Annotated in this window: 19 protein-coding genes; 11 read left to right on the top strand and 8 right to left on the bottom strand. The window is 61.5% G+C overall.

Annotated elements, in window-relative coordinates:
* Positions 1–188: 188 nt before the first annotated feature.
* The 3 genes from ET418_RS14230 to ET418_RS14225 all read right to left on the bottom strand — a co-directional run bounded on the left by ET418_RS14230 (position 189) and on the right by ET418_RS14225 (position 1,510).
* Complete coding sequence (locus ET418_RS14230; protein ID WP_149308654.1) at positions 189–614, bottom strand: hypothetical protein; 426 nt, start codon at positions 612–614, stop codon at positions 189–191.
* A 288-nt stretch (positions 615–902) separates the two neighbouring features.
* Positions 903–1,034, bottom strand: coding sequence for a hypothetical protein (locus ET418_RS18565; protein ID WP_274596135.1), 132 nt, complete (start codon positions 1,032–1,034; stop codon positions 903–905).
* A 104-nt stretch (positions 1,035–1,138) separates the two neighbouring features.
* Positions 1,139–1,510, bottom strand: coding sequence for a pyridoxamine 5'-phosphate oxidase family protein (locus ET418_RS14225; protein WP_149308652.1), 372 nt, complete (start codon positions 1,508–1,510; stop codon positions 1,139–1,141).
* A 104-nt stretch (positions 1,511–1,614) separates the two neighbouring features.
* Here ET418_RS14225 and pdxR point away from each other — a divergent pair, with 104 nt between their 5' ends.
* Together pdxR and ET418_RS14215 are read left to right on the top strand one after the other, a co-directional pair.
* The gene (gene pdxR / locus ET418_RS14220) at positions 1,615–3,018 is read left to right on the top strand and encodes a MocR-like pyridoxine biosynthesis transcription factor PdxR (RefSeq protein WP_149308650.1); all 1,404 of its coding nucleotides are present in this window, start codon (positions 1,615–1,617) and stop codon (positions 3,016–3,018) included.
* 319 nt (positions 3,019–3,337) lie between these two features.
* Positions 3,338–4,072 carry a Crp/Fnr family transcriptional regulator gene (locus ET418_RS14215; protein WP_149308648.1) on the top strand — a complete coding sequence of 245 codons (735 nt, stop codon included), beginning with the start codon at positions 3,338–3,340 and terminating at the stop codon, positions 4,070–4,072.
* Positions 4,073–4,259: 187 nt separating this feature from the next.
* On the opposite strand, the gene ET418_RS14210 is transcribed toward ET418_RS14215, so the two are convergent.
* Positions 4,260–5,174 (bottom strand): hypothetical protein, encoded by a 915-nt coding sequence (locus ET418_RS14210; RefSeq protein WP_149308647.1) that lies wholly within the window; start codon positions 5,172–5,174, stop codon positions 4,260–4,262.
* 199 nt (positions 5,175–5,373) lie between these two features.
* Positions 5,374–5,511: a hypothetical protein gene (locus tag ET418_RS18190; RefSeq protein ID WP_188055592.1), complete on the bottom strand. Its 138-nt coding sequence runs from the start codon at positions 5,509–5,511 to the stop codon at positions 5,374–5,376.
* 50 nt (positions 5,512–5,561) lie between these two features.
* Here ET418_RS18190 and ET418_RS14205 point away from each other — a divergent pair, with 50 nt between their 5' ends.
* A complete protein-coding gene (locus ET418_RS14205; RefSeq protein WP_149308645.1) occupies positions 5,562–6,032 on the top strand; it encodes a DUF2844 domain-containing protein in 471 nt (156 codons plus the stop codon).
* Positions 6,019–7,284 carry a DUF3443 domain-containing protein gene (locus ET418_RS14200; protein ID WP_149308643.1) on the top strand — a complete coding sequence of 422 codons (1,266 nt, stop codon included), beginning with the start codon at positions 6,019–6,021 and terminating at the stop codon, positions 7,282–7,284. Before ET418_RS14205 ends, ET418_RS14200 begins: the two co-directional genes overlap by 14 nt.
* 193 nt (positions 7,285–7,477) lie before the next feature.
* On the opposite strand, the gene ET418_RS14195 is transcribed toward ET418_RS14200, so the two are convergent.
* Positions 7,478–8,149, bottom strand: coding sequence for a response regulator (locus ET418_RS14195; RefSeq protein WP_149308641.1), 672 nt, complete (start codon positions 8,147–8,149; stop codon positions 7,478–7,480).
* Complete coding sequence (locus ET418_RS14190; protein ID WP_149308639.1) at positions 8,149–9,600, bottom strand: ATP-binding protein; 1,452 nt, start codon at positions 9,598–9,600, stop codon at positions 8,149–8,151. Before ET418_RS14190 ends, ET418_RS14195 begins: the two co-directional genes overlap by 1 nt.
* A gap of 253 nt (positions 9,601–9,853) precedes the next feature.
* On the opposite strand from ET418_RS14190, the gene ET418_RS14185 reads away from it, so the two are divergent.
* The 7 genes from ET418_RS14185 to ET418_RS14155 all read left to right on the top strand — a co-directional run bounded on the left by ET418_RS14185 (position 9,854) and on the right by ET418_RS14155 (position 16,685).
* Entirely contained in the window at positions 9,854–10,123 is a 270-nt protein-coding gene (locus tag ET418_RS14185; RefSeq protein WP_149308637.1) for a hypothetical protein, read from the top strand.
* A gap of 53 nt (positions 10,124–10,176) precedes the next feature.
* Positions 10,177–10,785, top strand: coding sequence for a Spy/CpxP family protein refolding chaperone (locus ET418_RS14180; protein ID WP_149308635.1), 609 nt, complete (start codon positions 10,177–10,179; stop codon positions 10,783–10,785).
* A 73-nt stretch (positions 10,786–10,858) separates the two neighbouring features.
* Complete coding sequence (locus tag ET418_RS14175) at positions 10,859–11,233, top strand: PDZ domain-containing protein (protein ID WP_149308633.1); 375 nt, start codon at positions 10,859–10,861, stop codon at positions 11,231–11,233.
* A 222-nt stretch (positions 11,234–11,455) separates the two neighbouring features.
* Positions 11,456–12,085 (top strand): CerR family C-terminal domain-containing protein, encoded by a 630-nt coding sequence (locus ET418_RS14170; RefSeq protein WP_149308631.1) that lies wholly within the window; start codon positions 11,456–11,458, stop codon positions 12,083–12,085.
* Between the two features lie 15 nt (positions 12,086–12,100).
* Positions 12,101–13,309: a macrolide transporter subunit MacA gene (gene macA, locus ET418_RS14165; RefSeq protein WP_149308629.1), complete on the top strand. Its 1,209-nt coding sequence runs from the start codon at positions 12,101–12,103 to the stop codon at positions 13,307–13,309.
* 2 nt (positions 13,310–13,311) lie between these two features.
* A complete protein-coding gene (locus tag ET418_RS14160; protein WP_149308627.1) occupies positions 13,312–15,270 on the top strand; it encodes a MacB family efflux pump subunit in 1,959 nt (652 codons plus the stop codon).
* A 5-nt stretch (positions 15,271–15,275) separates the two neighbouring features.
* A complete protein-coding gene (locus ET418_RS14155; protein WP_246153102.1) occupies positions 15,276–16,685 on the top strand; it encodes an efflux transporter outer membrane subunit in 1,410 nt (469 codons plus the stop codon).
* A 113-nt stretch (positions 16,686–16,798) separates the two neighbouring features.
* On the opposite strand, the gene ET418_RS14150 is transcribed toward ET418_RS14155, so the two are convergent.
* Positions 16,799–19,219: a transporter substrate-binding domain-containing protein gene (locus tag ET418_RS14150; RefSeq protein ID WP_246153101.1), complete on the bottom strand. Its 2,421-nt coding sequence runs from the start codon at positions 19,217–19,219 to the stop codon at positions 16,799–16,801.
* Positions 19,220–19,239: the final 20 nt, after the last annotated feature.

Below are 19,239 nucleotides of genomic sequence, written 5' to 3'. Positions count from 1 at the left end.
CAAGCCAGGCCAAAAGCCTGGCTTTTTTGCGTCCTGTAGATCGGCTTCGGAGTTTAAGCTACATCGACGTCTGGTTTGACCCATCCCTTGTCGTAATATCGGTGTGTTACGATTGGTAGTTGGGTCACCCTTGACGCCGATGTAGGTCGGATTTAAAATCCTGTTTACAGTTATGATCGAAGCGTTACTTACGGTAATGAAGTAAAAGTGCCAGAAAAATGATCGTCAGCTAAACCGTAAGTATAGAAAAATTTGATGTGTTGCAGTAGCTCTTTGTTTTCAACAGGAATGTCTAATCTGAACGGTTGCGATCCTACCAATGGTCCTGGGGCAACTTTAAACGTATCTTTAGCTAAAGTATTTCCCCTCTCATCCAGAAGTGTAGCTGTCAGTTCAAATCCTTCGTAGGGTGTATCTATGCGGGTGTTGGTGAGGGTTCCTACAATGCGTATATCCGTATTGTTTTTTTCAGCCCTCCAAACCATACTTATATCGTGGTGGTTGTATTGGTGATCGGAAAAAGCCGGATTAATGTCGTGCGTTGTGCGGGTAGAGGTACATGCTGGAAGGAAAAATAGTAATAATGCCGAATAGTACATGATTTTCCGTAACATAGCGCCACCTCCTTTTTCTTTAACTTTATCACCGCGAGGAGGGATTGCAAGGTAACGCTTGATATAAAATAAATTGATATTAATGAATAGAATTTTTCCCGGTGCCGTGTTTGCCCTTCAGGGGAAGCGAAAAAACAGTAATTAAGACACGAATGAAACCTGCCGCACATTGGGCACCGGCCTCGCGCCCCGATAACGTGGATAATTGCTTTTGGCCGAAACAGCCAAAGGCGGCACTCAGGAGAGATAACGAGTTGTGCGGCGGCATCGGTACCGCGAAGCATTCGCTCACCACAAGCGACTCACCAGAACCATCAGCAGCGGCCCGGCTACGCAACAGGCGGCGATGAGGAGCAGGCCGATGAAGGCGATGGCCATGCCGTGCACTTCGTGGACAGGTCTTTCGTGGCAGGTCGTCATTGCTGTGTACCTCCTGATGCCAGTATAGCGCAAACGGTGCCGCAGCGGGGAGAGGTAAAAAGCCTGACCTGCCAGTCCCCTTGGTGACTGGCCTTTTTTTGTGCCTACAGGGTCTGGGCCGCCGATGCGATGGTGACCGCCAGGGTGGCCCGCGCCCAGGGGAAACGCGCCTTGATCACGTCGAAATCCGGGCCCGCGGTCACGAAGGCGGCCGTGCCCTTGATCAAGAAGCCGGTGCCGGGCCCCTGCTTCCCGGCCACCTTGGAGCTGCCCAGGGTGATCAGGACCTGGTCGTTGAAGGCCACATTGGCCTCAGTGCGCTGCATGTACCCGGCCGGGATCAAGAGCCGTCCCTCCGGGGAGACGATCAGGTAGCTGTTCCAGGTGTTGACCATGTGCGGCCCGTCCGGGCCCAGGGTGGCGATGGCCACTACCCCGTCCTGTTTCATCACTTCCACTAATTTTTCCGGAATCATGTGTAACCTCCTTGTTGGGTATAGTTTCCCTTTGCCGCCCCCCGAAGGGATGCGGTATACTGCTGTCTCTATGATGCAACTCATCCTTGATCCGCGGGGGCGTTATGTTCATCCTGAACCTCCATGACCAGACCCCTCTGTACCGGCAATTGTACCACCAAATCAGGGAACGGGTCCTGTCGGGGGAGTTGCCGGCCGACAGCCGGCTCCCCTCGGTCCGGGACCTGGCCGCCGAGCTTGCCACCAGCCGCACCACGGTGGAGAGCGCCTACCTGGAGCTGTACGGCGAGGGGTACATCTACAGCAAGCCGCGCAGCGGCTACTTCGTCTCGGCCCTGGACAGCGAGGCCGCGCCCCGCTCCCTCATCCCGGCCGCGCCCCGGCAGACTCCACTCCAGGACCCCCCGCACCCCTGCGCCTTCGACTTCCATCCCGCCCGGCTCGACCCGGCGAGCTTTCCGGCCGCCATCTGGCGCCGGCTCTTCCTGGAGACCCTGCGGGACAACGTCCGCGAACTGACCCACTATGACGAGCCCCAGGGGGATTGGGGGCTGCGCGTCGCCATCCGCGCCTACCTGGAACGTTCCCGGGGCGTGGTGTGCGACCCGGAGCAGATAGTGATCTGCGCCGGCCTGCAACAGAGCCTGGATATCGTGGCCGTTCTGCTGAAGGACGGCCACTCCGCCGTGGCGGTGGAGGACCCGGGCTACCCGTTGCCCCGCTCCCTCTTCCGCAATCACGGCTACCGGGTCATCCCCCTGCCGGTCGGGCCGGGGGGGCTCGACCTGGCGGCCCTCCGGGGAAGCGGCGGCACTGTCGCCTACGTTACCCCGTCCCATCAACTCCCCATGGGGTATGTCATGCCGGTGGCCAACCGGTTGCGGCTGATTGAGTGGGCCGCAACCGGCGGCAGGATGATCATCGAGGACGACTACGACAGCGAACTGCGCTATCACGGCAAGCCGATCCCCTCGTTGCAGGGACTGCGTCCGGACGGGAACATCATCTACCTGGGGACCTTCTCCAAGATCCTCTCCCCGACCCTGCGGGCGAGCTACCTCGTGTTGCCCCGGACCCTGCTCGCCCCTTACCACCACCGCTTCAGTCATTACTTCTCGACCGTGCCGCTCTTGGAGCAGAAGACCCTGGCCGCGTTCATGGAGCAGGGACACTGGGAACGGCACATCCGGCGGATGTGCATCATCTGCAAGCGAAAGCATGATGCCCTGCTTCACGCCCTGGAACGGCACTTCGGAAACCAGGCCGCCATTATCGGCCAGGGCGCCGGACTCCACGTGGCCGTACAGCTCTTGGGCCCTGGCCCGGACGAAACGGAGCTGATCGACCGGGCCCGCCACAGGGGCGTCCGGCTGTTCCCCTTTTCCGCGACCTGTGACGTCCCCCGGAGCGGCCCGCCCATGGTGTTGCTCGGCTTCGGCGGCATGAACGGCGACGAGATCGAACAGGGGGTCCGACTCCTTCTCCAGGCATGGCAGAGCAGCCCCTGACATCCCCACTATAAGGGAAAACTGCCCGTGCTGACAGGTGCAGTTATGAATATTTTTACCGGGGCAGATGGGGGCACCGGGGTGGGCCGGAGAAAACGCTGTTGCCGGTGCCAGGTGACCATGCCCGGAAACTGCACTTGCGCATGAGCCGAACAGCCCCCCATCCCTCCATAACGACTTGATTTTATAGTGGCTCCCCCCAGGGTGGCCGCCGATATCCGGGGCCGGCAAGCCAACCGGCAAAACTTTGCTATACTTATCATGTGTGAGCTACGAAAACGGCACCCCGGGGCGGGGATGCCCGGACAAGGAGCGAGTGATGATCAGAAGAGCGTTCGACCCGGAGTTGGCAACCAAGATCGTCAAGGAAGTCCCGCTGTTTATCAGCTTCTCCGACGAGGAAATCGCCGAGTTGCTGGAAAAAACAGCTATCTACAGCTATCACAAGGATGAGATCATAATCAGCGCCGACGAGCAGAACGAGCAGATGTACATCATTCTGAAGGGGCGGGTCAGGGTCGTTGACCTGTCGAGCAGCGGAGAAGAGCGGGTCATGGCGTTCCGTCACCGGGGCGATTATTTCGGCGATATGGGGCTTCTGGACGGCAAAACCGATTTTGCCACGGTGGTCGCCACGGAGCCGTGCAAGGTCCTGCTGATCAGGAAGAGCGCGTTCGACGAATTCTTCCTGAATAACAACAAGGCGCTGCGTCAGGTCATCACCGTGCTGTGCCAGCGTCTGCGGGAAAGCTGGCTCTTCCATAACGTCATCGGGATCAACGATGCCGAGTCCAAGATCAGGGCCACCCTGGCGCACTACAGCACGACGCTGGGGACCAGGAACAGCCACGGCATCATCATCAATTCCATCTTCTCCCAGCAAAGCATCGCCGACCGGGTTCAGATCACCCGGGAAACGGTTACCAGGGTGCTGCGGAAGATGAAGGAGCAGCACGAGATCGAGATGGTCGGGCGGCACTTCAAGCTGATGCCCACCTTTTTCGACAAATACCGCCAGTCCCAACTGTACAAGAACCTCTCCTCGGACTTTTAGGTCAGACGCAGGAAGGGGCCGGATCGCTTGATCCGGCCCCTTCGCTTTTTCTGTTCCCCGCCTCTTCTGTCTGCCAGCGATTGTTCAGAATTGCAAATGCCTCGGTCGGTCGGCATTCTTTTCAGGCTTCCTCAACGAGGGCCAGCCGGTTGATGGCGATGGCGGGACGGGATGTTCATTCTGCTGCCTAAACGGTTGCCGATGAAATCTGGGAGGTGTTTTCCGCATCATGGGCATAGCTGTTCGAACTGAGCTGCAGGTAGTCCTTCAGCGCCGAGCTGAGCAGCGCCTGCAGGCTGGCGACGGAATTGTCGCTGCCGGTGTCCGTCGTGGCTGACGCTGTTGCGGCGGACGACGAGGAAGCCCTGTCCAGAGCATCCAGCAGCGCCTGGAGCGTTTGGGCCACGGTATCCTGGGTATCGCCGCTGGTCTGGGTCGAGGATGGTGGGGGCGCGACACCCTCGGGCTGTTCCGGCGGCGGGGACGACAGCTTGTCCTCGATCCGGGAGAAGACCTGCTGGGCATCGGTCAGGTTGCCGGATTGCAGGGCGCTGCCCAAGCTCTGGATATCCTGGCTGAACGGGTCATCGCTCTGGCCGCCGTTCTGCGATGAGACATCCTGCTGGAGCGTTGCAAAGGCCGTCTGGGCGTCGGACAGGTTGCCCGACGTCAAGGCCGCGCTCAGGGCCTGGAAGTCCTGCACCAGGGGATTTGTGTCCGAAGAACTTGTGGAATCGGCGGCAGCCGTCGAGTCGGTGGAGAGCAACGAGGCAAGGTCCATCTGCTGCTTGGCAAACTCACCCTGTCCCTCCATGTGCTGCTGAATTTTGTCGAGGGCGTTCTGGGCATCGGTCAGGCTGCCCGATTGGAGGGCGCTGCCTAAGCTCTGGATATCCTGGGCCATGGGGCTGTTGCTATCGTTGTCAACGCTGTCCGTGCTGCTCGTGCCCAATTGCGCTGCCTTATCCGAGGCAAGCGCGGCGTATGCCTGTTGGGCGTCGGTCATGTTGCCCGACTGGAGGGCGGTGCTGATGTCCTGGAAATCCAGGGCAATCTTGGCAAAAAAACTGGAACTGCTGGAAGAGATACCTGCAATTGACATATGTAGACCTCCTTGTGGTATGATGAACCGGGTTGGAAGCGCCGGCCTGGATCAACGGGGACTCGTGACGCGGTTTGTTTGCACTATCCGTCCATAGGGGCTCCTTTCACGGTTGGGACGCCCGACCCGCGCCCTTCCCGGAGGCGGGTCAGACGTCTTTTCCGCATGGTACGTATCGTGTGTACGCGCGAAATGAGGATCAATTGTGAAGGAAAAGAGAAAGTTTTTGTGCAATCTGTCGCCATAGTGGCCACTTTTCCTTGATTGCTGCATATTCCATCCATAATCCTTCGCTATCCTCATGGCCAGCATCGTGAATTTCCGCCGCAACCGGCACAAACATCCCCTGTCATACGTTGTGATGACAGGGGAGAAAAGGTGGTTCCCATGAAACGCAGTACCCGGGGCCGATGGGCCTGTTTTGGCGTGGCCGTAAGTATGCTCGTTCTTCCCCGGCTGGGGGAGGCCGCGCTCGGTGGAACCGCCGCTTCGGTCGCGGCGGACCGCGCGGCCCTTGCGGCCGTGCATCGGGCCACCACGACCCGTAGCGCCTACACGGTCCAGGAGTTCCGGTCCGATTCGAGCACCGTACGGGAATACGTCTCCGTATCCGGTGTGGTGTTCGCCGTTGCCTGGAATGGCCGGACGCATCCCGACCTCACCACCCTCCTCGGTTCCTATTCCGGCGAATATCAGGCAGCCCTGCGGCAAACCGCGCGCCCACGTGGGCTCCGGCGCCAGCAGGTGCAGTCGGATGGGGTCGTTGTGGAGAAGTGGGGGCACATGCGGAATCTGCAGGGCAGGGCCTATGCCCCGGCATTGATCCCAACGGGGGTAACCATCGATGAAATCAAGTAACGTAGGCATGATGCTCCTTGTCATGGCCCTTGTCTCCGGCTGCGGTTCGGGCGGCACCTCCGACACCGGCAGTACCACGACCGGCACTACCAGCAGCACCTCCGGCACCACCAGTACCTCGACCGGCACCACCGGAACGACAACCGACACCTCCGGGAGCAATGTGCTCGCCGTCACCGTCAACGGCTCCCTCTGCTCCGGCAGCACCTCCGGCTCCTACGTCAACAAGCCGTGCGTCAGCGTGACGATCTGCACCCCCGGCACCTCCACCTGCCAGACCGTCAGCGACATCCTGCTGGATACCGGCAGTTACGGGTTACGTATCTTCAGCACCGCCCTGACCGGGGTGTCCCTTACCCAGGTAGCCAGCGCCAGCGACGGGTCGTTGGCCGAATGCGTCCAGTTCGGGGACGGGTCCGCGTTGTGGGGGCCGGTCATGACGGCGGATGTGGTCCTGGGTGGGGAGTCCGGCGTGCAGATGCCGATCCAGGTGATCAACTCCAGCTTCGGTTCCCCTCCCCAAGCTTGCAGCAGTGCCGATGCCAGCCCCACGGCGGCGGGATTCAACGGGATACTGGGGGTGGGGCTGTTTGCGCGGGATTGCGGTGCGGGTTGCGTCGACACGGCCGATAACGGGATGTACTACTCCTGCAGCGGATCGAGTTGCACCGCCACGACGGCGGAACTCGCCAAACAGGTGCCCAACCCGGTGGCGCTGCTTCCGCTGGACAATAACGGCGTGATCGTGCAACTCCCCACGGTCGCCACGAACGGGGCCGCCTCAGCCACAGGCTCGCTCACCCTGGGGATCGGCACCCGGTCCAACAACGTCCCCTCGTCGGTAACCACGTACCCTGCCGATGCGTCGACCGCCGAGTTCCTCACCACCTATAACGGCACCGCCTACAACAGCTTCCTGGACACCGGTTCCAACGGCCTGTACTTCCCTGCCACAAGCCTCTTATCCGCCTGCACCGTCTCCGGTTATTCCTCCTGGTTTTGCCCCGCGACGACCAAGAGCCTGAGCGCCGTCAACGCCGGGTATAACGGTTCGCCCTTCGGCACCATTGATTTCACGATCGGTAGCGCCGTCACCATGTTCAACTCGTCCTACATGGTGTTTCCCGCCCTTGGGGGCGCCATGAGCGGCGGCTTCGACTGGGGCCTCCCCTTCTTTCTGGGGAGAAACGTCTATGTAGGGATCGACGGAAAGGGCTCCATCCTGGGAACCGGGCCGTACTGGGCGTACTGATTGTCTTGGGTGTTCCTGGGAAAATGGAAGCCTGCGGGTCTCGTTTGCCTTCCCCCTTTAGTAAAGGGGGAAGGCGGCCCCGACACCTCTTCGGGCAGAGTCCCTCTGTAGAAAGTACAAACCCCACCGCAGCTGTCCGCCACGGTGGGGTTTGTTGTTAGGCGGGCCCGTCGCCACCCGGCGGCATGATCCGTTACAGCACCTCGAATTTGTACCCCACGCCGTACACCGAATGGATCAACTCCGCCTCGGGATCGACGCTGGCGATCTTTTTCCGCAGCTTCTTGATGTGGCTGTCGATGGTGCGGTCGCTCACGGTGCGCTGGTCGTGGTAGATCTGGTCCATGAGTTGCTGCCGGCTGTAGATGCGCCCCGGGCTGGCGACGAGGAACTGCAGGAGTTTGAATTCAACCGCCGTGAGATCCAGGTCATTGCCGGTGAGGGTGGCCCGGTAACGCGGCTCGTCCAGGACGAGCCCATGCGCCTGGATCGTCTGTTCGCTCCCGGCCCGGCGCAGGACCGACTTGACCCGCGCCACCACCTCCCGGGGACTGAACGGCTTGCAGATGTAGTCGTCGGCCCCCAATTCGAGCCCGAGCAGACGGTCGATCTCCTCGATGCGGGCGGTGACCATGATGATCGGCACGCTGGAGAAGGTGCGGATGTCCTTGCAGATCTCGATGCCGTCGCGGCCCGGCAGCATCAGGTCGAGGAGAATGAGGGCGGGCGCATGTTCCCGCACCCAGGCGACAACCTCCAGGCCACTGCCCAGGCGGTGGGCGTCGTAGCCGTTCTGTTGCAGATAATCGTGCAGCAGCGCCGCCAGTTTCTCTTCATCTTCTACAATCAGTATCTTGCCATTCATCAGCATCTCCCCGTCAACGGTAGTTCTATTCTGATCCAGATTCCCCCAAGCGATGAGGGGTGGGCGGTAATGGTCCCTGCGTGGGCCTCGACGATATTGCGGCAGATGGCCAGGCCGAGTCCGGCGCCCCCGGCGGCCCGGTTGCGGGAGGCCTCCACCCGGTAGAGCCGTTCGAACAGCCGTTCAAGGTCGCCGGGCGGTACGCCGGGGGCCGAATCCTCGATATCGATGGCGGCAAGTTCTGACTGGTACGTCAGGCGGACGGCGATCGTGCCGCCCGGATCGGTATATTTCAGGGCATTGTCGAAGATATTAACGAAAAGCTGGCGCATGCGCTCGGGATCGCCGAACACTACGTCCGTTCCCTCCCCGAGGATCGTGGCGGCCACGGTAATCCCCCGGGCGGCGAACTGGGGGCGGTAGGTGGCGAGCACCGCTGTCAGCAGGGCGTCCAGTTCCAGCTCCACCTTGCGGTAGGTCAATGCGCCCACGTCGGAAAGGGAAAGTTGGTAGAGGTCGTTCACCAGGTGCTCCAGGCGCAGCACCTCCCCGTGGAGGGAGTCGATGGCGTCCGGGGTTGTCGGGCGGATCCCGTCCTGGATCGCCTCGATTTCGCCCCGCAGGATGGCCAGGGGGGTGCGCAGTTCGTGGGAGATGTCGGCAACCCACTGGCGCCGCGTCTGCTCGTTCTTCTCCAGGGTCAGGGCCAGGGAATTGAACCCCCGGGCAAGCTGACCCAGTTCATCCGTCGATGTTATGGGCACCCGGGTGGTGTACTCTCCGGACGCAAGCCGGTCGGTGGCCGCGGCCAAGGCCTTGATCGGCCGGACCAGGCGGTTGGCCAGGGGGAGGGCGAGCCCCGCGGCCAGGAGCACGATGGTTCCGGCTATCAGGCTCAGAGCGGATTGGACATCCTTGAGAAAGCGGCGCTGGAAGTCGTCCGTGAGCCGTTTGTGGGGCAGGAGCCCCAGGTAGCCCACGGTCCTGTTGTGGTATTGGAGCGGCTTGAGTGTGGTGTCGACCGGGATCTCCGCCGGGGCGAATACCGGCTGTTTGTTCCCGTCCAGCAGGAGGAACATCCTGCCGATCTCCCGGGGCGGACGGCCCATGGGTGGTGGAAAAGGCCGCGGCTCCCGGTCATGCTCCCCGGGCCGGGGGCCTCCCAGGGGCTGTCCCTCGGGGGGCCTGGGGTGACCTTGGGGGAATGTTTCCGCAATGAGCCGGAACCACTGCTCCGGTTCGTTCTTCAGGTAATCCCAGCCTCCCTGGGCGGCATAGCCCGCCTCCAGCCGCACCGCCAGCCGCGCGAACTGGGTCTGCTCCACGTTGTGCAGGTAGCGCCGAAACCCATGTTCCACGCTCCACTGCATGATGAAGAACGTACTGAGCACGGTCAGGATGGCGGCCGCCAGGATCACCAGGAACAGGCGGTAGGTGATGCGGATCTTCATCGACCAAAATCCCCTTGTCATCGTTACGGCGGTCCAGCGGGCCGACCATAAACAGGATAGGCGATTATTATCACAAACCGTGGGCGAGGACCATCTTCAGAATTGTATGTCCGCTTTTTTCATAATTGTTACATATTTCAACCATATTGGCTTGCTAGCCTTTTCCCATGGTTACGAATGCTTTTTGACGGCGGATCGACGGTTGCGCCGATGGCGTTGGCGGAACACTACCAGTCGCGGAAAGGAGTGAAGTATGGGAATACGCAGTATGAAACGGCTAGGCGCCCTGCTCGTGACGGGCGTCATGGTTTCGGCCCCGGCATGGGCCAGTGTGGGGCCTACCCCGGGCGAGCGCCGGGAGCCCCCCCAGGCGGCATTCGATGCCTGCAAGGACAAGAGTGAAGGGGCCGCAGTGGAGATCGTCACCCCCAATGGTGGCACGATCAAGGCGACCTGCAGAAAGTTTGCGGATCAGTTGGTGGCGGTCCCTGAAGACGCACCGCCCCCTCGGCCTCAGAACTAAACGGCAATGACGACAACCAACTAACGGTAGGAACAGGCGAGGGGAGAATCCTTATGAAACGGCAGATCATGGTGTGCGTCATGCTGGCGGCAACGGCACTAGGCGCTAATGGTGGCTGGGCCGGGGCGACGGGCGAAGGCGGACACAGGGGGATGGATGAGCGGGGCATGGGGGGGCCGGGGATGATGCCGCCGCCTCCGTCCGAGGAGATGGTTGTCCACATGGCGCAGCGGCTCAAGCTGACCAGCGACCAGCAGGTGAAGGTCAAGGCGCTGTTCGTGGCAGAGCGGGAAAAAACGGCGCCGCTGATGCAGAAGATGGCGGAATATCACAAGCAGCTGCGCGATGCCTCCCGTGCCGCAACGTTCGATGAGGCGGCCATCCGCGCCATTGCAACAAAGAAGGCCCAGGCCGAGGTCGAGCTGCTCGTTTCGTTCGAGCGGACGCGCAGCCAGGTCAATGCCCTGTTGACCCCGGAACAACGAGCCCTTGCCGACAAATGTCCACCACCGCCTCCTCACCGCGGCCATGGGCCTGAGGGGAGGTGCGGCTGTGGGCACGGGCCGGAGCAGATGCCGCCGCCACCCTGCGATGACGGCCCCGGCAAGGACGGTGACCGGATGCCGGGACCTGGTCCCGGCCCTGGCGAGGGACAGAGATAGGTGACGTGGGGATGGCCGCCACGAGGAGGCTGTCCCCATAATCCTCTACGAACAGCAGGTACGGGAGGCTGCGATGGCATTACCTTATCTTCGAGAACAGGTGCGGGAAACATGCCCGGTCAAGCTTGATATCCTGGGCATGGCCGTCACGGAAATAGATCATGTCTCCGCCCTGCGCAGCGGGATGGAATTGGTGGCCGGGATCATCGTCATGGCGGTCAGGTGGGGCGGCGCGGCCGACCTGGCCGGGGTGGCGACCGGCGACATCATCTCCGAGGTAGACGGAAGACCTACCAGAACCATCAAAGAGCTGAAGGATACCCTGGCGGCCCACGAGGCCCAGACGCCGATCAGGTTGCTGTTCCGGCGCGTCGGCGCGTGGCGATATCTTGCCCTGCCGTACGAAGAAGAGAGCCCTGGAGGAGATGGAGGCTCCTGTTGCTGCTGATCCCCAATCCGCACCAAGACGCTCGCTTCGTTGGCTCGTCTTCGACTCCCCCAACGGACCGGGCGCTTTGTTTTCTCACCGGTTTGCGCCGGGTATACCGGCCCCCTCGTGGCGACCTTGAACGCCTTCTCATCAACGCTGAAATAATCTCTTGACAGTTTTAAATGATAGTTTTAAATTAATGTTTGAAATGGTAATTTCAAATAAGAGTCGAGGCGTGCCATGGCCGGAAGAGATCCCGTCAAAACCAAGGAAAGACTCCTGGATGCCGCAACTGCAGTGTTTGTCGAAATGGGCTACCGGGATGCGACCGTGGCCGAGATCTGCAACAGGGCCGAGGCCAATATCTCCGCCGTCAATTATTATTTCGGCAGCAAGAAGGCCCTGTACCGGGAAGCGTGGCTCCATGCCTTTCGCGAGGCCATGCAGGTGCATCCGCCCGATGGGGGCGTGACTGCGGCCGCGCCTCCTGAGGAGCGGCTGCGGGGGCAGGTCACGGCGATCATGGCACGGATTGCCGACGAGAAGTGCCGGGATTTCGCCATCTCCCAGATGGAACTCACCAATCCCACCGGCCTTCTGGAGGACCTCATGCGCTCGGAGCTCGATCCCCTGCGGGAGAAGACCCTGGCCGTGGTGCGGGAACTGCTCGGGACCCACGCCTCCGATGTCCAGGTGCAGTTCTGCGAGGTGTGCATCCTCAGCATGTGCGTCAATCCGATGTTGATGAAAAGGAACAGACACGGGGGGGGCGGGAAGGCCGCTCATCCCATGGACGACCTCGAGGCGTTTGCGGATCATGTGGTGAAATTTTCCCTGGCCGGGATGGCAGCCATTCGCGGCCAGGCATAGAAACGGATCGATTCAATGACAAAGTTAGCGCGTAAACGAATTATCATCGCCCTGGGCATCGTCGCGCTCCTCGCGGGGGGCGGTTTTGGGGTCAGGCATTTTTTCTTCGCCAAGCCCAAGGTCACGTATGTCACCGCAAGCGCCTCCAGGATGGACATCGAGGAAAGCGTCCTGGCCAGCGGCATCCTGAAGGCCTTCAAGACGGTCGCGGTCGGCGCCCAGGTGTCCGGGCAGTTGAAGACGCTGCACGTGGCCCTGGGGGACCGGGTCAAAAAGGGGCAGTTGGTGGCCGAGATCGATTCGGTGACCCAGTTGAACTCCCTCAAGGATGCGGAGGCCCAGGTGGAGAACCTGCGCGCCCAGAAGCGCTCCTCCCAGGCGCTCCTGAAACAGTATGCCCTGGCCTGGCAGCGCCAGAGCCAGATGGCGTCCCAGGACGCCGCCTCCCATGCGGACCTGGAAAGCGCCCAGGCGTCGCTCGACAGTACGCGTCATACCATCGCCTCCCTGGATGCCCAGATCAAGAAGGCGATCATTGCCGTGGATACGGCCAAGGCCAATCTGGGGTACACCCAGATCAGCGCCCCCATGGACGGGACCGTCATCTCCATCGATACGGACGAGGGGCAGACCGTGGTCTCCACCCAGTCGGCCACCACCATCATCACCCTGGCTACCCTGGATACCATTACCGTCAAGGCCAAGATCTCGGAAGCGGACGTTATGCGGGTCAAGCCGGGCCTGACGACCTATTTCACCCTGCTGGGGGATGCGGACACCAGGTACTACAGTAAATTGCGGGCCATAGAGCCGGGGCCGGTTTCCAGCAGTACCAGCAGTACCACCACCAGCAGTAGCAGCAGTTCCACCAGCAGTTCGGCGGTCTATTACTACGGCCTGTTCGAAGTTCCCAACCCGGATAACAAGCTGCGGGTCTCCATGACCGCCCAGGTGTCCATCGTTCTGAACGAGGCGAAACACGCCCTCTGCATCCCCACTTCGGCCCTGGGGGACAAGCTGAAGGACGGCCGCTATACGGTGCGGGTCCTGAAAAACGATGCGCCCGATACCCGCACCATCCGGGTGGGCATCAATAACAGCGTCTACGCGCAGGTGCTGGAGGGATTACGGGAGGGTGACAAGGTCGTGGTGGGGGACAGCACCTCCGTGCCGGCGACCACCACCAGCCAGCACCCCGGGCCGCCGCCGGGCGGGAGACGCTGAGCATGGACCGGCCATTACTCGAACTCTCCCAGCTGGGACGCCGGTTCGTCACCGGAGGGCAGGAGATCCCGGTGCTGAAGGGGATCAATCTGTCCATCCATGCGGGCGAGATGGTTGCCATCGTCGGCGCCTCCGGCTCGGGGAAGTCCACCCTGATGAATATCCTGGGCTGTCTGGACCGTCCCAGCGAGGGGAGCTACCGGGTCAACGGCCAGGAGACCGGTGCCCTGTCCAGCGACGAACTGGCCAAGCTGCGCCGGGAATACTTCGGCTTCATCTTCCAGCGCTATCATCTCATGCCCCACCTGAGCGCGACCCAGAATACCGAGATTCCGGCGGTCTATTCCGGGGTCAAGAAGGCCCCGCGCCGGGCCAGGGCCCATGAACTGCTGGCCCGCCTCGGTCTCGAAGACCGCTGGGACCACCGCCCCAATCAGCTCTCGGGCGGACAGCAGCAGCGGGTGAGTATCGCCCGGGCGCTCATGAACGGGGGCGACGTCATCCTGGCCGACGAGCCGACCGGCGCCCTGGACAGCAGGAGCGGCCAGGAGATGATGAACATCCTCCACGAACTGCACGGCCGGGGCCACACCATCATCCTGGTCACCCACGACATGCAGGTGGCCAACAACGCCGAGCGCATCATCGAGATCAGCGACGGCGAGATCATCCGGGACCAGCCCAACCCGAAGGCTCCGGCAAAGGATAAGGCCACCCTGCCGGAGAAACCCCTTGGGGACGAGCCGGGCAACCCGCTTCAGGCCCATTGGGGGCGTTTCGCCGAGGCGTTCAAGATGGCCCTCATCGCCATGTCATCCCACCGGATGCGGACGCTGTTGACCATGCTGGGCATCATCATCGGCATCACCTCGGTGGTCTCGGTGGTGGCGTTGGGGCAGGGGGCGCGCCAGAAGGTGATCAACGACATCAGCTCCATGGGCACCAACGTCATCGATATCTATCCCGGCAACGATTGGGGGGACGAAGACGCCGGCAGCATCTACACCCTGGTCCCGGCCGATATGGAGGCGCTGAAGTCCCAGGTCTATGTGGACAGCGCCACGCCGGGCACCAGCGACAGCGAATTGGTGCGCTACCGCAACATCAAGGCCAGCGCCTCCATCAAGGGCGTCGGCGAACAGTATTTCCGCGTGCGCGGCTACGAGATTGCGCAAGGTTCGGCGTTCGATGCCGGGGATGTGAAGCGGCAGGCCCAGGTGGTGGTGATCGACCAGAACACCAGCAAAAAGTTCTTCGCCAAGGAGGACCCCATCGGCAAGATCCTCTTCCTCGGCGCGCTCCCCTGCCAGGTCATCGGCGTGACCAAGGAGAAGGAGAGCCCCTTCGGCAACAACCAGAACCTGGAGCTCTGGATGCCCTACAGCGCCGCCATGAGCCGGCTTTTGGGGCAGACGTACTTCAGCTCCATCACGGTCCGGGTGAAGGAGGGGGTCTCCAATCAGATCGCCGAGCAGAGCATCATCAAGCTGCTCAAACAGCGCCACGGCACCAAGGACTTCTATACCAACAGCAGCGACAGCATCCTCAAGACCGTGAAGAAGACCACCGCCACCCTCACCCTGATGATCTCGGCCATTGCCGTCATCTCGCTCATCGTGGGGGGGATTGGGGTCATGAACATCATGCTGGTTTCGGTCACGGAGCGTACCCACGAAATCGGCATCCGCATGGCGGTGGGCGCCCGGCAGAACGACATCATGCAGCAGTTCCTGATCGAATCGGTCCTGGTCTGCCTGATCGGCGGCTCCATCGGCATCGTGCTTTCCTATGGCGTGGGGATGATCTTCCACATGTTCGTCACGAGCTTTACCATGAAATTTTCCATCTTCTCCATCGTTTCGGCATTTCTCTGCTCATCCATGATCGGGGTCATGTTCGGTTTCCTGCCGGCGCGCAACGCCGCCCGGCTCGACCCGATCGAAGCGCTGGCACGGGAGTAACGACCATGATGACCGGATACCGCGCACCGCACTGCCGGGCGCTCACCCTGCTGCTCGCCGCTGCCCTGTTCACCGGCGGGTGCAGCCTGCTGCCCCGCAGCGACTATACGCCTCCCCAGGTTACCCTGCCCCACCAGTGGCAGGGGCAGGCCACCACCGGCACCGGGGTGGCAAGCGGCAAACAGTGGTGGAAGGGGTTCGACGACCCGCTGCTGGACGAGTTGATCGAGCGGGCGCTCACTACCAACAACGACCTGGCCGCGGCCGCCATCAAGGTCCGCCGAGCCCAACTCACCGCCCGCCTGACCAACACCAACCTGACCCCCTCCGTGAGCGTCGGGGCTACGAGCAGCATCAGCCGCGACCTGAAGAACCATGCCGACACCCAGACCCATAGCGTGACCGGGTCGTTGAGCTACGAGGTGGACCTGTGGGGCAGGCTTGACGCCACGCGGGACGCCAGCCGCTGGGAGGCCGAGGCCACGGAGGTGGACCGGCGGAGCACGGCCCTGTCGCTCATCGGCACCACGGCGGCGGATTACTGGCAGGTCGCCTACCTGAACCAACTCATCGCCACCAGCGAGGCGAGCATCGCCTATGCGGAAAAAAGCCTGGAACTGGTGGAGGTGAAATACCGTGCCGGCGCCGTTTCCAGTCTGGACCTGGTCCAGGCCCGGCAGGCCGTGGCCACCCAGAAAGCCGATCTCGCCTCGCTTGTGCGCCAGCGGGCCGAGGCGCGCAACGCCCTGGCGATCCTGTTCGACCAGGCGCCGGAGAACAGCGTGCCCGAGCGCACGGCGTTGCCGGACGGCCCGCTGCCCGCCGTGGCGGCCGGCCTGCCGGCCAGCCTGTTGGGCCAACGTCCCGATGTGCACGCCGCCGAACTGCGCCTGCGGGAATACCTGGCCAACGTGGACAGCACCCGGGCCAGCTACTATCCGGCGCTCACCCTGACCGGCAGCCTGGGCAGCAGCAGCACCAGCCTGGCGAACGTGCTGCAAAATCCGGTCGCCGCCCTGGGCGCCGGCCTGACCCTGCCGTTTCTCCAGTGGAACACCATGCAGTTGAATGTGAAGATCTCGGAGACGCAGTACGAGGAGGCGGTGGTCTCCTTCCGGCAGACCCTGTACGCCGCCCTGAGCGATGTGGAAAACGCCCTGGCGGGGCGCACCCAGTATGAAGCGGAGGGGAAACGGTTGGAAGAGGCGCTGGCGCTGGCGAAGCGGTCCGAGGAGTTGGCCGAGATCCGCTACCGCGCCGGCTATACCGCGGTGCAACTCTGGCTGGATGCCCAGGAGAGCCGGCGCAGCGCCGAGAAGAGCCTGGCGGCGAACCGCCTGAACCGGCTCAAGAACCTGATGACGCTCTATCAGGCATTGGGTGGGGAGACGGGGAATGCGTCACAGACGCAATGACCCCCCAAAAAAGAGCTTGTCCACGAAAAACACGAGCGCAGCTCAACGGGATAGGAACCATAATCGATGTGACGGAACGGTGAGGGGGCTGTCGACCAATCCGGGTAAATGTTTTAAATCCCCTGTAGAGCCTCCTGCAACGCCGACAACCGGTAGGGTTTTTGGATGAAGCCCGCCAGCCCCTTGCCCGCAAACTTCCGGGTAACCTCCTGCTCATTGTAGCCGCTGGATATGATCACCTTGACATCGGGCCGTATACGCCTGAGTTCGCGAAAACACTCCTCGCCGTTCATGTGCGGCATGGTCAGGTCGAGAATGACGAAGGCGATGTCGGGGGTCTCTTTGAAGATGGCTACCGCCTCCCTGCCGTCCCTGGCGGTGGTGGTGCTGAAACCCAGCTCTTCAAGCATTTCCGATCCGATGCCGAGGATGGTCTCATCGTCATCCACGATCAGGACCTTTCCCGCACCATGCCAGTCGTTCCGGCCGCTGTCGTGACCGGCCGGTTCGGCAGGGCGGCTGTCGGCAGGCAGCAGGATCTTGAAGGTGGTCCCTTTGCCCGGCTCGGTGTAGATTTTGATGGCGCCCTTGTGGCCCCGCAGGATGCCGAGGACGGCGGCCATGCCGAGGCCGCGGCCGGTGAACTTGGTGGTGAAAAAGGGGTCGAAGATCCTGGCGAGGGTCTCTTTGTCCATGCCGCAGCCGGTGTCGGCAATTTCCAGGTAGACATAGGGCCCTGCGGTGATGTCTTCATCGAGCCAGGTGTCTTTTAAATAACCGGGATCACAGTCCATGCAACCGGTGCTGACGGCGATGACGCCGCTTGTATCGCCGATGGCTTCGGAGGCGTTGATAATCAGGTTCATGATTATCTGGCGCATCTGGGTGGTGTCGGCTTCCACGAGCGGCAGGTCCCTGGCGAGGTCGAGACGCAATACGGCGCTCTTGGAGATGGATACCTCAAGCATGTGCAGCATCTCTGTCAGGAGGGAGTTCACGTTGATGTGCTCGACAACGAATTTTCCCTTGCCCGAGTAGGCGAGCATTTGTTTGGCAAGGTCGGCCGCCTGGGCGGCGGCATTCTCTATCCGGCGCAGATTCTCGACGGCGGGGGATTCGGCGGTGATGCGCATCAAGGCCAGATCGGCGTTGCCCATGATGGTCATCAGGATGTTGTTGAAGTCGTGGGCGATGCCGCCGGCCAATACCCCCAGGCTCTCGAGTTTCTGGGCGTGGAGGAGTTGCTGTTCCAGCTTCAGGCGCTCGCTTTCAACCCTTTTCCGGTCCTCGATGTTTCTCGATATGGCGATGATTCCATTGATATGGGGGTTGGAAAGCTGGTTGCAGGCGCACCATTCCACCCAGGTGTAGCTGCCGTCCTTGTTCCGGTACCGGTACTGCACGTTTGCGATCTTCTCCGGGGTTTTCAGGAGTTCCTTGAAGACGCGATCGACGCGCTCCCGGTCTTCCGGGTGGGCGAGGTCAAGGGGCGTGAGCCCCAACATCTCGTCTTGAGCATACCCGTGAATTCGCTCGGCCGACGGCGAGTTGTATTCAAAAGCTCCATCTTTACCGATAATACTGATGATGTCGGGTGACAGGGACATAATACTGCGGAAGCGCTCCTCGCTCCCCGAAAGCTCCCGGGTTTTCCTGGAAACGGCTCTCTTCAGCAACCTCAACCACACCAGCAGCCCGGCCACGAGGGCGGCAATCACCAGGGCCGAATAGCCCACATATCGGACGTACGGCGAAGCGCTTATGGGTATCCCCATCCATTTTTTATCGATGGCGCGGTATTCGGCAGGCGTGATGCCGGCAAAACCTTTCTCGACCATGGCCAGCAGATCGTTCCGGCCCTTGGGCACCGCACGGCGAAATTCGCCGCTGTAAAGCGGTGCCGTCTCCCGAAACTGATCCTGAATCCCCATTTTGTTCAAATGATATAAAGCCGGCGGGCGGTCGACGGTAAATACCTTCACCTTGCCGTCATAAGCCGCCTCAATGATCTTCTCGTAACTGGGGTATTCCACGATGTTGGTGACGCCATGTTTCCTGAGAACGTCAAGGACATTGCCGCCCGCCTTGGCGGCAACCATGAATCCCCTGGCGTCATCAGGCCCGCTGATGCCGGAGATATCTTTGTGGAAAAACAGCGGTACGGGGATAACCGCGTAGGGTTTGGTAAAGTCATATACTTTCTCGCGCTTCTCGTTGCGGAAGATCGTATCGATCACATCGAACTCGCCCGCGTCCATTCTGCGTTGGGCATCGCTCCAGTCGGTTCCGGTCAGTTCGACATGGATTCCGGTTCTCTTCTCCCAAAGGTTCCACTGGTCAACGGTAATGCCTTTCAATTGCCCCTGGTCGCCTTTAAAGACATACGGCGGGTAATTGTTGTCCATGACAACGCGGATTGATGTGGGGGAGGCGACGGAGTTCCCCGGGGAGGAGGCCATGCAGGTGGAAGCGGCGAGCAAAAAGGTCGATAATGCAAAGAATCGCAGAACGTAAGACGCAATGGGGATGATCATGGAGTTCACACGCCTCCTGG

This window comes from Oryzomonas rubra (assembly GCF_008369015.1).
In the GTDB taxonomy this organism is placed as follows: domain Bacteria; phylum Desulfobacterota; class Desulfuromonadia; order Geobacterales; family Pseudopelobacteraceae; genus Oryzomonas; species Oryzomonas japonica.
The sequence above is the reverse complement of the archived record's forward strand: the minus strand, read 5'-3'. Positions and strand labels throughout refer to the sequence as shown.

Excerpts from the sequence above, each read along its gene's own strand:
- ET418_RS14230 (WP_149308654.1), bottom strand. The coding sequence starts at position 614 with ATGTTACGGAAAATCATGTACTATTCGGCATTATTACTATTTTTCCTT.
- ET418_RS18565 (WP_274596135.1), bottom strand. The coding sequence starts at position 1,034 with ATGACGACCTGCCACGAAAGACCTGTCCACGAAGTGCACGGCATGGCC.
- ET418_RS14225 (WP_149308652.1), bottom strand. The coding sequence starts at position 1,510 with ATGATTCCGGAAAAATTAGTGGAAGTGATGAAACAGGACGGGGTAGTG.
- pdxR (WP_149308650.1), top strand. The coding sequence starts at position 1,615 with ATGTTCATCCTGAACCTCCATGACCAGACCCCTCTGTACCGGCAATTG.
- ET418_RS14215 (WP_149308648.1), top strand. The coding sequence starts at position 3,338 with ATGATCAGAAGAGCGTTCGACCCGGAGTTGGCAACCAAGATCGTCAAG.
- ET418_RS14210 (WP_149308647.1), bottom strand. The coding sequence starts at position 5,174 with ATGTCAATTGCAGGTATCTCTTCCAGCAGTTCCAGTTTTTTTGCCAAG.
- ET418_RS14205 (WP_149308645.1), top strand. The coding sequence starts at position 5,562 with ATGAAACGCAGTACCCGGGGCCGATGGGCCTGTTTTGGCGTGGCCGTA.
- ET418_RS14200 (WP_149308643.1), top strand. The coding sequence starts at position 6,019 with ATGAAATCAAGTAACGTAGGCATGATGCTCCTTGTCATGGCCCTTGTC.
- ET418_RS14195 (WP_149308641.1), bottom strand. The coding sequence starts at position 8,149 with ATGAATGGCAAGATACTGATTGTAGAAGATGAAGAGAAACTGGCGGCG.
- ET418_RS14190 (WP_149308639.1), bottom strand. The coding sequence starts at position 9,600 with ATGAAGATCCGCATCACCTACCGCCTGTTCCTGGTGATCCTGGCGGCC.
- ET418_RS14185 (WP_149308637.1), top strand. The coding sequence starts at position 9,854 with ATGGGAATACGCAGTATGAAACGGCTAGGCGCCCTGCTCGTGACGGGC.
- ET418_RS14180 (WP_149308635.1), top strand. The coding sequence starts at position 10,177 with ATGAAACGGCAGATCATGGTGTGCGTCATGCTGGCGGCAACGGCACTA.
- ET418_RS14175 (WP_149308633.1), top strand. The coding sequence starts at position 10,859 with ATGGCATTACCTTATCTTCGAGAACAGGTGCGGGAAACATGCCCGGTC.
- ET418_RS14170 (WP_149308631.1), top strand. The coding sequence starts at position 11,456 with ATGGCCGGAAGAGATCCCGTCAAAACCAAGGAAAGACTCCTGGATGCC.
- macA (WP_149308629.1), top strand. The coding sequence starts at position 12,101 with ATGACAAAGTTAGCGCGTAAACGAATTATCATCGCCCTGGGCATCGTC.
- ET418_RS14160 (WP_149308627.1), top strand. The coding sequence starts at position 13,312 with ATGGACCGGCCATTACTCGAACTCTCCCAGCTGGGACGCCGGTTCGTC.
- ET418_RS14155 (WP_246153102.1), top strand. The coding sequence starts at position 15,276 with ATGATGACCGGATACCGCGCACCGCACTGCCGGGCGCTCACCCTGCTG.
- ET418_RS14150 (WP_246153101.1), bottom strand. The coding sequence starts at position 19,219 with ATGATCATCCCCATTGCGTCTTACGTTCTGCGATTCTTTGCATTATCG.